Genomic DNA, 12181 nt, shown 5'->3' with positions numbered 1-12181 from the left:
TTTCTAAAATGTTGACAAATACTGCATTTTTAGTTATCTCCATTAATTTTTACATTACCTAATTTTGAACTAGCCTTTAAATCGCCTACATTGCCGCTAATTTTTATATTTCCTACCTGGCTAGTACAGCTACCTGTTTCTATATCACAAGCCTCTATCTTTACATTTCCAGTTATTACTGAAATTGTGCAATCATCTGCTGAACCATCAGTGATTTTCACATTTCCAACTGAAGAATCAATATTAAGCTTTTCTGTTGTAACTTCTGTAAGCTTTACATTTCCAACATCACTCTTAATAGCGATTTCTTCAGAATCAATATCTTCTATTTTTAAATTTCCCGCTGCTAAATCTGCCTCTATCTTATCAAGTTTTGTATCCTCTGGCAAAGTAATTGTAATTACTCCTGTGTCGCCATTTAAAAATGGGATTCCTACTATCTTAATTGAGGATTCTTCACTAACTGTTAGCTTTCCACTTTTAAGTTCCACATTTACATCACTACCTCTTGTAAGGTTATATTTAACATTAAATTCATTACCATAAACAATCTTAATTGATGCAGCATCTATGTTAAGATCAATGCTTGAAACCTCTTCCCCTGTGAAATCCTGGCTTATATTCTTGCCAAGGGCCCCACCAATGCTATATCTAATTACATGCATATATAAACCAATTAAAATCGCTACAAGAGTTATTGTATATAAAACAATCTTATATTTTTTCTTTGCTTTATTTGACATAAATTAATCCTCCTCATCAATAAAGTTTAACTTTAAAATCTTGTTAATTAGATATGCGATAGGGAAAATAATCCATGTAATCTCCCATCTAAAGGTTAAAAAACTAATAATCAAGTATAGGCAAACTACTGTTGTTTTATAAGTCTCTAAAATAATCTCTGCCTTCTTACTAGTATATTTTACGCTTGAAGCCCTTGCATGTTCCCCACTCATAGTCTTCTCATCATTGAGATTTAGGATTCTATCATAGCTGCCATTAATAATTGACACATAAACAATTAAGAATACACCGATTCCTACGATTAGGAATAAAAGGGTTGGAGAAATAATGTCATCATCTATAACAATTGCAGGAACTACAGATAAAATGAAACACATAACTCCTACTGAAGTGCAAATTGTATTAGTAGTTTCAAAACTTCTCTTTCTTTCCTTTACATAATCTGTTGTTGTCATGTCGATTTTGCAGGCTTCATCTTTTATATAAGACCATTTAGAAGACTTCATTGCTGAAGTGATAAATAGCGCAACTGCTACGGCTATAAAAACAAACATAAAAGATACACCAGCATTTTCTAATCTTGTTCCAGAAAGAATAGGATTAATTACACTTGTAATACATAAAAATACGCCAATTGCCACAAGCCAAGCTGACTTAGCACGTGAGCTTAAATAAGCTATTACCTCTTCTTTTGTAAGGAATCTAGCCTTAGTATTCTCTTCTCTTTCCTTAGTTTCCTCTACTTCCTTTTCAAGACCAAGCTCACTTGCAAGTTCATCTAAGTTGCCAAACTCAGAAATTACAGTTCCAACAGCCTCATTATCTGTCTTACCTTCTGCCTTAAGCTCGTTGTATTTATCCTCCATCATTTCTAAAAGCTCTGCCTTTGCCTTCTTCACTTCATTAGTGTTAGGCAAGTTAGCAAACATAGCATCAAGATAACTCTTTATTGTCTCCATAGTATCTCCCTTCCATCGTTAATTCTAATATAATTTTATTAAAGTATAATTTAAGTTTCATTAGAAACGAATTGTTTAATAACTTTTTGTAAATTTATTCACCACTTCTTTAATCAAATCCCATTCAAGACATTTCTCCTTGTAGTATTCAAGGCCTGCTTCTGTAATTCTATAATAGGTTCTCTTCTTAGCAGTTCCTTCAGAATCTTTATTAGCCACAAAGGATTCAATATAGCCATTCTTCTCTAATCGATTAAATGCTGAATATAGGGTTGTTTCTTTTATTGTATATTTCTCCTCTGAGATTTCCTTAATCTGCTTTGAAATCTCGTAACCGTAAGACGGCTCCTTTAAAAGGATATACAAAATCATAGTGTCGTTGTAACCGCGGATCACGTCACTACTTATCTCTACCATTAGACCACCTCCTGTTTTTGAAAATGTATCTTTAATTTGAACGCAGTGTAAGCAATCCCCCGCTTCAAAAGCGTAAGCTTTAAGCGGGGGTATAAAGCTTACTAGTGTCAGAAGGGGTTAAAGCCCCTTCTGACAGGTGGCACAAAGTGCCACTGCGTTCATGAGGGAGTAGCGAAGCGGATTCCGAATGTCCGCTTTACATTATATCTCCTACGACTATCGTACTACGGCTGTCGTAGTACGTCTGTCAAAGTAAATATACTACGACCGTCGTAGTATGTCAACTAGAGTTTCCATTATTTTTTAAATATCTTTTGTTGCTTGCAAAATTCATGCAGCAAAAAAGCTCCCAAAGCCAGATAAATACTGGCTTTAGAAGCTTACTAAAAATCTTATTTGATTTTTGAATAATTTATATCTCTTATTCTAGTTTTTATTCCTAGATGCATTTTCATAAAAAATAATTAGTTCTTATGACACGGCACTTTCGTCATCAAAGTTATTGTTAATGCTTGTAACCTTATTAGCTAAATCAGCTACCTTTTCGGCCTTCTTCTTATCGAAGTACTTCTTAGTTTCAGTTGAAACCACTCCTGAAAGGGCAAGTAAGGCAATAAGGTTAGGAATTGCCATAAGACCATTAACGATATCTGCGATTGTCCAAACTGCGCTAACTGTCATGTAAGGACCAATGAATACGCAAGCAATGTAAATCCATCTATATACATTTACGACCTTAGTATTCTCATTAGTCAAATACTCAAGGCAACGCTCTGAATAGTAATCCCAACCAAGAATTGTTGTAAAAGCAAAGAATACCAAGCATAACATAAGCGCAAAAGATGAAACAACTGCTGGGAATGGGAGTCCGTTCTGGAAAGCAAATGTAGTAACCGCTGCACCTTCTAAACCTTCAACCTGCCAAGCACCTGTAATAATAATTGCGAGACCTGTCATTGTACAAATCATAAGTGTATCAATTACTGTACCAAGCATAGATACGAGTCCCTGCTCAACTGGCTCGTCAACCTGAGCGGCTGCTGCTGCGATTGGAGCTGAACCAATACCTGCTTCATTAGAGAAGATACCTCTTGCGATACCTTTTTGCATAGCCATAACCATTGCACCAACTGCGCCACCGGCTGCGGCTCTAAGGCCAAAAGCTCCCTGGAAAATCTGAACGAAAGCATTTGGAATCTTAGTAAAGTTAAGTAAAAGGATAAGTAGTCCAAAGGCTATATATAAAATTGCCATAAATGGCACAACTACCTGTGCTACTGAAGAAATTCTCTTTAAACCACCAATAAGTACTAAGGCAACACATACAGTAAGAATAACACCTGAAACTACTGTAGCTATTGAATAATCCATACCAAGGATTGAAACTGTATTAACTGTGTTTGGATCAAAGAAATTCTTAACAGCTGATGTAATACCATTGATCTGTGTAAATGTACCAATACCGAAAAGACCTACCATTACGCCAAATACTGCGAAAATCTTTGCAAGCCATTTCCACTTAGGGCCCATGCCCTTCTCAATATAGTAAAATGGTCCACCAATAATATGACCATCTTTTGCTTCGCTTCTATACTTAACAGCAAGCATACATTCTGCATACTTTGTGCCTGTTCCTACTAATGCTGCAAGCCACATCCAGAATAGGGCTCCTGGACCACCTGCACAAATTGCTGTTGCAACACCTACAATATTTCCGGTTCCAATTGTTGCTGAAAGTGCTGTACATAGAGCTGCAAAGCTTGATACTTCACCTTGTTTACCAGACTTATCATTCTTAAACATAAGTCTAAAGCCCATGCCGATTTTAGAAAATTGCATTCCGTGAAGTCTGATTGTTAGTAGCAAGCCTGTAAATAAGATTAAAACTATGAGGGGCATACCCCAAACATAGCCATCTAGAGTTACAAGAAAGTCATTAATTGAGTGTAACATAAAATAATCTCCTAAATAAATTGTTTTGATTGCTTTACCTCGTTGTCCTTTTCACATTTTCTAAATTTAGGATGGTAAGCCTTATCCTAATCAAACCGGGATATAAAAATGTGCCTAAGCTTTGGTTTACTTAACTGGGACGCAATGCTTATCGTTGATTTCACAGACCTTTCTTACTCTGTTACGGTACTTCTCTTCCATTAAAGGATCAGTGTTTAGCCAAGTTTTAACAACTTCCATGGCCATAAGTCCTCCAATAATCTTAGCGCCTAAACAAAGAATGTTAGAATCTGTATGTTGTCTGGCAAGTGTTGCACATAGGGGATCTTGGCAAACCGCTGCATAACAACCATTAATCTTATTGGCGATTAAGGCACTTCCGTAGCCTACGCCATCGCAAAAAATTCCTCTTTCACATTCACCTTTGGCTACTGCAAGACTTGCAGGGTAAACGAAATCTGAAAGGTCGCAGGATTTTTCGTCGTAGGTTCCAAAGTCTTCTACTTCGTATCCATTTTCCAATAGATACTTTTTGATTTCTTCTTTCATTGCTGTACCAGCATGATCATTAGCCATTGCTATCTTCATAAAAACCTCCTAAAAAATAAAATTTTTCCCACATTATAAATTTTGCTTTTTGCGAAAAATGTATTCCTAGTAAAGACATTTGTCCGCGTACCTAGTATAGCATAAATTTTAGGATTTACCCATATAAAGTTGTTTTTTTATTTTAATACAATTCTTGGGACTGCTTTATTTAGCCAAAAGCCTATGTTAGAATAAGAATAACTTATTAAAAAACGAGGAGAATACTTATGAAATTTATTTCATGGAATATTGATTCTTTAAATGCTGCTCTTACAAGTGATAGCAACAGAGCTTTACTCACAAGAGAAGTTTTAAAGACTATTGCAAATGAAGACGCAGACCTTATTGCTATTCAGGAAACTAAGCTTCCTAGCACTGGCATGAATGCAAAGCAGGAAACTGCACTTAAGGCTTTCTTTCCAGATTATAACTATGAATTTGTAAGTTCTTGCCCACCAGCTAGAAAGGGTTATGCAGGAACTATGGTTTTGTATAAAAAAGACATCACCCCAAAGGCAACTTTCCCAAAGATTGGTGCCCCAGATACTATGGATGATGAAGGTAGAATGATTACTCTAGAATTAGAGGATTATTTCTTTAATCTTGTTTATACTCCTAACGCCGGTGATGGACTTAAGCGCCTTGCTCTTCGTCAAGAATGGGACAAATGTTACGCTAACTATCTTGCAGAGCTTGATAAGACAAAGCCTGTTATAGCTTGTGGGGACTACAATGTAGCCCATGAGGAAATTGATCTTGCAAATCCAGCATCTAATCATATGTCTGCTGGTTTTACAGACGAGGAAAGAGAAGGCTTTACTAATTTACTAGCTAAAGGCTTTACAGATAGCTTCCGCTATACTCATCCAGATAAAAAAGGCTGCTATTCTTGGTGGTCTCAAAGAATTAAGACAAGTAAGATTAATAACTCTGGCTGGAGAATAGACTATTTCCTAATTAGCGATCGTTTAAAGGAAAATTTAGTTTCTTCAGAAATGATAGATTCTGGTGAACGTCAGGATCATGCACCAATTTGTTTAGTCTTAGAATAAATAAAAGGGGCGCGCCGCTAGGCGTACAACAATAAAAGGGCATCCTATAATTAATATGTGTCCAGGATTCTGAGTACATATCATAATAGGATGTCCTTTTCTAATTCTAATTATATTAATTGTTGTTCTGATTAAATCCTTGATACTGATTATTATATACGTTCTGATTATAGCCTTGATATTGATTATTATTCACGTTCTGATTATAGCCCTGATATTGATTATTATTTACATTCTGATTATAACCTTGATATTGATTATTATTCGCATCATTCTTAGGAGATTTATAGCTTTTTCTAAGACTTCTACTTATAAGGAATAGAACAATTAAAAGTACTGCTCCTGTAACTATATACATTATATTCGACATTCTTAAATCACTCATAGAACTATACCACGCTGGTTCAGAGCTATCATGCTGTAACTTTGTGGTATAAATAGGTATCACATCTCCTACCTGTGCTCCCCATTTCATAACTTTATAGCTATTACCCTCACCATCAACAGCTATCATGTAATAACTACTAGGTCGTAATGCTTTAATATGTCCATTTTGACGAGCTTCCTTTTTATCTAAAATCATTACAGTTTCTGTATAAACATTGTTATCTGTTAGCCCTATAATGGTTCTACATTCATAGATAGCTAGAAAAAACATTAAAACAATAATTGCGTAATTAATAATCTTTTTCATTAAATTTGACATTTTTATTCCTCCCACTAAAATCTTATTTTTACACAAATGTCTCAATAAATCAAATCTTGTAGTTATTTGCGTAGCAAATCACTACTCGTGTGCGACTTGTAGTTATTTGCGCAGCAAATCACTACTTATGTGCGAGCAGCGGCTTTGCCGCTTCTAATGCGAGCACTTCCCTCAGCGGCAAAGCCGCATCTAATGCGAGCACTTCCTCGCGGAGCGTTTAACTCAGTCGGAGCTTGTACTCCGACTGAGTTAAAATTTATGTCTTTTTTATTCAATAATATATAACAATGACATGTTAAAATTCTTAAATGTAATACAATTTACCATAAACAGGAGAGAATATGATTAGTATTATTATACCCATATACAATACAGCTAAATATTTAAACGAATGCTTTAATAGTATTAAAGCTCAGACCTATACGGACTTCGAAGTACTTATGATTAATGATGGATCAACAGATGATTCTGAAACCATTTGTAAAAATTGGACAGGATATGATTCTAGATTCAAGTATTTCTATAAAGAAAACTCAGGTTTATCTTTAACAAGAAATTATGGTTTTTCAAAGGCAAATGGCGACTATATTTTCTATGTCGATAGCGACGATATTATTTCACCACAAACTTTAGAGTTCTTATATAAAACTCTTAAGAAGGATAATTTAGACCTAGTTGCCTGCTATGAATATGATTTTAAAGATGGTAATACACCTGAAATCATAAAGTATGAGGATGTAGATTTTAGAAAATATCTTGATTCCATTGATTTTCTAAAAACCTTAGCCTATGAAGATCTTATCCTTGCAAGAGCCTGGAATAAACTATATAAACGCAGTTTAATAGAAAAGGTTGAATTTGAAGACTATGTACTTGAAGATAGAATTTTTGCCATTGACCTTTCATTAAAGCTTAACAAGGCAGCAATAATTAATAATAAGTTGATTTATCACAGATTCCATGAAAACAGTATTATGACAACACCTTCTAGTAAGATTTATACTGGTATGCTTGTTTCTTGCCAAAGACATATATCTACTAGCAAATTAATAATCCATGATTCTAAGGAGTTACGAGCAATCAATGAACATATTTTATATTCCCTTAATAGATTTGCTGCTGGAGCTCATGCTGAACATTTTCTTAAAGAAGAAAAGGAACTTAGACAACTAGCTAAAAAGCTTTATAAGGAAATAGGAGTCAATAAGATTAGTTTAAAGCTATTCCTTCAAATTTATTTCTTCCCTATTTGGAGCTTCTTAAGTATTAAAAGAAATCACATCTGGATAGGTGGAAGAAATATGCGCTTAGCCAAAAAATAATATAAAAGATAAAAGCCTTAAGCTATTACGATAATAACTTAAGGCTTTTTCCCTTTTCCCGTTTATTTAAGCTAATTAGTTTGTTGCTTGCGCCTTTAATTTCTTCTCTATCTTACGTCTTTCAAGAGCAGATACTATAACTGCACAAGATGCATCACCTGTGATGTTAACTGTTGTTCGTCCCATATCGAATATTCTATCAACACCAGCTACTAAGGCAATACCTTCAACTGGAAGGCCAACTGACTGTAATACCATAGCAAGCATTACCATACCTGCACCAGGAACACCTGCTGTACCAATTGAAGCAAGTGTTGCTGTAAGTACGATTGTAAGCATCTGTGGAAATGTTAAATTAATTCCATAGCATGAGGCAATAAAGATTGCACACACGCCCTGATAAATTGCTGTTCCATCCATATTGATAGTTGCACCAAGTGGAAGGATGAAAGCTGAAATATCCTTGTCTGCACCAAGCTTTTCTGTACATTCCATGTTAATTGGAAGTGTACCTACTGAAGAAGCTGATGAGAAGGAGAACATAATTGCTGGTAACATTTCCTTAAAGAACTTAAGCGGTGAAACCTTAGCAAATGTTGAAACTGTTAATGAATAAACTACTAACATATGCATAATATATGCTAAGTAAGCTACAAGTAATACCTTAGCAAGTGAACCAAGTACCGCTGGTCCATTCTCAGCTACTACTGGGCAAAGTAAACAAAATACACCGATTGGTGAAAGGCTAATAATCATTTCCATTGCCTTTAAGAAAATGTCATTAACTGCATCTACTAAGGCGAAATCCTTTTGCTTATCACTGTTACTATTAATAAGTAATAAAGCAAAGCCAATAATTAATGAAGCTACAATAATCTGTAACATGTTAGCTTCTACAAAAGGCTGTACAAAATTTGATGGGAACATTCCCACTAATGTATCCATAAAGCTTACTGATTCTGAAGCTTCATAAGTTAAATCTGTTGTCTCGACTACTGTATAAATTCCCTTGAAGATATTTGAAAAAATAAGACCTATTGTAATAGCAAAGGCTGTTGTACACATATAATATAAAACAGTCTTAACACCAATAGAACCTACCTTCTTAATATCCTTCATAGAAAGAACTCCGCTCATAATTGAGAAGAAAACCAATGGTCCAACTACCCATTTAACAAGATTAAGGAATATTGTACCGAAAGGCTTAATATAAGTTGTTGCAATTTCTGGTTTAGCTGTTAAGGCTATACCAGCTATTATGCCTAAAACCAAAGCTATAAAAATCTTGGCTGATAATGATAATCTCTTCTTTTTCATTAATATAAATTCCTCTTTCAAATGTGTTTTTCGTTCATTATATTAACAAAAATAGGGTCTTGGGGCAATATTTTTAAAGCGATTTGGAAAATGCTTTAAAAAATAAAGTTCAGGCACATTTTTTAGCCTTTAAGTTTAAGTACACTTGTTATAATTAGTCAAATTTTTACAAATGTCTTTATATTATTAAGCTAACTTTATTAGAACTTAATTTAATTATCAAACTCAGTTATTTTTTATCTTAAACTAAGTACACCTACCACAATTACTACATCCATTGCAAATAGGGCGCATTCCGCAGCTATTACATTTTTCTCTAAAAAACTTCTTATAAATATCTTTCCTTAAAGGATTACCCCACTCATCATAGAGCTTAAAATCTATTTCTTCACCTTTAAAACTTAATCCCGAAAGGAAGGCTTGTTTAGCCTGAGTTTCAACTCCTTCTATTTTATAGAGTTTCCCATCTTTATAAAAGCGTCTGCCTGTTCCACAAAAAGTAAAACTTATATTAAATTCTTCACACTCATCTCTTAGTCTTTTAACCCATTCATAATGGCAAGGTCTTGCTCCATTATAGTTTTCCCCATCACATAAAACCTGCTTTATTTCTCCATATTCTAAATACTTTCTAATAGAAATAGGACCTATAAAGGGAGCACACATTATGCCCTTATGTTTAAAGGGCAAATCTAGTAAAATTGGGATTCTTTCATCCGCCCTTGCCTGATTTTCACAAGTTACGTTAAAGAATACATTTTCCCAACCCTCACCCCAATTCATAGGTAGGCAATTTGCCACTCTTTCAGGCCTTTTAGTAAGTAGGAAAAACTTAACATCTGGTCTTTGCTCTATAATATGCCAGGCCTTAAGGCGCCAATCATCAGCTTCTTTTAAGAAGAAATCAGAGGTCATGCACACTCTTAGCATTTCCCCTGATTTTACTTTATAGTTTCCATCCCTATCCTTAGATAGGGGATAATTAAAACCTGACTTACTTCTATATATATTAGAACCATCCCTACTTCTTAGGCTATCTAAAAAATACATATAGCAATTGGCACAGCCTTCACTTACCTTAATGCAACCGTGCCAAGGATTCCATATATCGTGCATTTACTTGTCTTCCTTTACATCATATATAATCTGAGATTTCCATCTCTTGTTACAATTAAATTTTAAGGAGTTTCTTTTATTTCCACAAGTACGCAGTTTTTTGAAACATAGTATCTTCCATGATACTTTTAAGCTATTACTGGCCTCAAACAATACTTACACCCTCTTAAAGTGCTTTTTTGCAAAGCCCATTGGCTGTACACATTCAAGAGTACCTATATAGTTTTTATCCTTATCACGAACTGCCATATACTTAATAAGTACTGGCTCATCATCTCTACTTGTCCAAACATCAACGCAGTCTCTTCTGCCTTCCTTAAAGTCCTCAAGTATCATGCGAACCATTGGCTCAATTTTAGGTGGATGGCATGAAAATACTTCTCTACCTAGAGCTGATAAAGGTCTTTTAAAGAGCTTTACATCCTCTCCATCATTAAAATATCTATTAACATTATCTGCATCAACAAAAGTTAATTCCATTGGAATTGTATTAAGCATGGCATCTAGCTGCTCAATAGTTAAGCGGCCTGAAGGAAGATTAGCACTACCTGCTTCTTGGCTATAGTTTTTAACATTTCCCTTTGGAGTAGCCTTTTCCCATAATGGACGATTTCCTATAAGACATGGCTTGTAATCTGCAAAATCTCTTGCAATATCGCACCAGTCTTCCTCTGTAAAATTCTTTGCGCATAATGGGAAGAGGATATTTTCTTCTTTGTAAATCATCTCCTCAGCCCTTGTAACAACTGCATCTAATCGCTCGTTCCAAAGATCATTAGTTAAAAAACACTCATCTTCTAGGGCTCTATTGTAAAGAGATTTCATCTCGTCACGAATCTCGTCATCTACGCCCCACATTACATTGGCAGGACCAGAAAAACCGTACTTCACATTAAGAATTGGATATAATAAATCCCCTTTTTCGGCATAGTGAATTGAAGCTTCCCTTGCTTTCTTTAAGGCTGGCATAACATTTTTCTTAGTATCCATGGCTATTCTTAATTCCTTTAAAGCATCTGATATAGCCTCGTTTTCAAGAGCAAATGTATTAAGTGGGTGATTCTCAATCTTTCTTAATTCCATGTAAATGCCATCGGCACCGTCCTGTCTCTTAACAGGAGCAGCCTTAAACTTTGAGCCAATGCCCATACCAAAGGATTCACTCATGGCTTCCTTAACATCTAGTTTGCCAATTGAACCATAGAAAATCGAATTTCCATTCGGTGACACTAAGGTCTTAGCCGTTTTAACTTCAGCCTTCCCACCTCTTTTACGTTTAAGAGATTCCTCTACTGCCTTTTCTGCGTTGGCAATCTTCTCCTCTCTTGTAGCTCCATGGAAAAGAGCTGAGTGAACATCACATAATTTCTGCACTTCGGAAACTGGTGTACCTCCCGCAATTAAGGACTGCTCTGCCTTAGCAATTTCTGCCGCATCTACATCCGTAAAGTTTTCCACGAAATCTTTTCTAACGGATTCAATATCTTCACCCTTAGATAATCTTTCAACATAGGACTTAATCTTTAGGGTTCTCTCATCGAGTTCTAATTCCTTGATTTCATTGCCATTGGCATCTTTTCTTTTTGGAAGCTGAGACTCTAACATCTTCTTAGCTATTCGTTTCTGGACAAAACTTGGCATCTTACCTTCAAGCTCAAAGCCATTATTTTTAAGAGCTAAAACCACATCCACCATGTCGATTTTTTTCATAATTGCGCCCTTAGGAATTGTCATAACCTTACCCATTGTATTTAAAATACCGGGCTTAGTAACCTCGGTAAAGCCTAATTCTAGCATTATATCTATAAGTTCTGGATACTCGTTACAAAGTTCATACACACTTTTCTTTAAATTAATTTTCTTACCCATAGTATATCCTTTCTTGATAAAAACCTTTATAACAATACTATATAGTTTTCTTTAGAAATTGAATGTTGTTATAACCACAAAAGATAATTTCTAAAAAGGGATTTTATATCAATAAGGCTACTAATTTATCGTCAAGAT

Annotated in this window: 11 protein-coding genes; 2 read left to right on the top strand and 9 right to left on the bottom strand. The window is 35.0% G+C overall.

Annotated elements, in window-relative coordinates:
• Positions 1-29 precede the first annotated feature (29 nt).
• From G600_RS0100255 to G600_RS0100235, 5 genes are all read right to left on the bottom strand, one after another.
• Positions 30-743, bottom strand: coding sequence for a DUF4097 family beta strand repeat-containing protein (locus tag G600_RS0100255; protein ID WP_027430136.1), 714 nt, complete (start codon positions 741-743; stop codon positions 30-32).
• Between the two features lie 3 nt (positions 744-746).
• Positions 747-1703 carry a permease prefix domain 1-containing protein gene (locus G600_RS0100250; RefSeq protein ID WP_027430135.1) on the bottom strand — a complete coding sequence of 319 codons (957 nt, stop codon included), beginning with the start codon at positions 1701-1703 and terminating at the stop codon, positions 747-749.
• A 75-nt stretch (positions 1704-1778) separates the two neighbouring features.
• Positions 1779-2120, bottom strand: coding sequence for a PadR family transcriptional regulator (locus G600_RS0100245; RefSeq protein ID WP_027430134.1), 342 nt, complete (start codon positions 2118-2120; stop codon positions 1779-1781).
• A gap of 471 nt (positions 2121-2591) precedes the next feature.
• Complete coding sequence (locus G600_RS13300) at positions 2592-4073, bottom strand: alanine/glycine:cation symporter family protein (RefSeq protein ID WP_081669359.1); 1482 nt, start codon at positions 4071-4073, stop codon at positions 2592-2594.
• A 126-nt stretch (positions 4074-4199) separates the two neighbouring features.
• Positions 4200-4661 (bottom strand): RpiB/LacA/LacB family sugar-phosphate isomerase, encoded by a 462-nt coding sequence (locus tag G600_RS0100235; RefSeq protein ID WP_027430133.1) that lies wholly within the window; start codon positions 4659-4661, stop codon positions 4200-4202.
• 227 nt (positions 4662-4888) lie between these two features.
• On the opposite strand from G600_RS0100235, the gene G600_RS0100230 reads away from it, so the two are divergent.
• On the top strand, positions 4889-5713 hold the full coding sequence (locus G600_RS0100230; protein ID WP_027430132.1) for an exodeoxyribonuclease III: 825 nt from the start codon (positions 4889-4891) through the stop codon (positions 5711-5713).
• 115 nt (positions 5714-5828) lie between these two features.
• Here the strand turns inward: G600_RS0100230 and G600_RS0100225 are convergent, their stop codons facing one another.
• Positions 5829-6419: a hypothetical protein gene (locus tag G600_RS0100225; protein WP_027430131.1), complete on the bottom strand. Its 591-nt coding sequence runs from the start codon at positions 6417-6419 to the stop codon at positions 5829-5831.
• Between the two features lie 341 nt (positions 6420-6760).
• On the opposite strand from G600_RS0100225, the gene G600_RS14825 reads away from it, so the two are divergent.
• A complete protein-coding gene (locus G600_RS14825; RefSeq protein ID WP_051195285.1) occupies positions 6761-7741 on the top strand; it encodes a glycosyltransferase family 2 protein in 981 nt (326 codons plus the stop codon).
• A 75-nt stretch (positions 7742-7816) separates the two neighbouring features.
• Here the strand turns inward: G600_RS14825 and G600_RS0100215 are convergent, their stop codons facing one another.
• The 3 genes from G600_RS0100215 to G600_RS0100205 form a co-directional block, all read right to left on the bottom strand.
• Positions 7817-9058: a dicarboxylate/amino acid:cation symporter gene (locus tag G600_RS0100215; protein ID WP_034245041.1), complete on the bottom strand. Its 1242-nt coding sequence runs from the start codon at positions 9056-9058 to the stop codon at positions 7817-7819.
• 246 nt (positions 9059-9304) lie between these two features.
• Complete coding sequence (locus G600_RS0100210) at positions 9305-10174, bottom strand: DUF5131 family protein (RefSeq protein WP_027430129.1); 870 nt, start codon at positions 10172-10174, stop codon at positions 9305-9307.
• A gap of 156 nt (positions 10175-10330) precedes the next feature.
• Positions 10331-12043, bottom strand: a complete 1713-nt coding sequence (locus G600_RS0100205) for a DUF438 domain-containing protein (protein WP_027430128.1) — start codon at positions 12041-12043, stop codon at positions 10331-10333.
• Positions 12044-12181: the final 138 nt, after the last annotated feature.

Origin of the sequence: Lachnospira multipara ATCC 19207, from assembly GCF_000424105.1 — a bacterium.
Lineage (GTDB): Bacteria > Bacillota > Clostridia > Lachnospirales > Lachnospiraceae > Lachnospira > Lachnospira multipara.
Note: the sequence above shows the minus strand (reverse complement) of the source record. Positions and strands in the feature narration are given on the sequence as shown.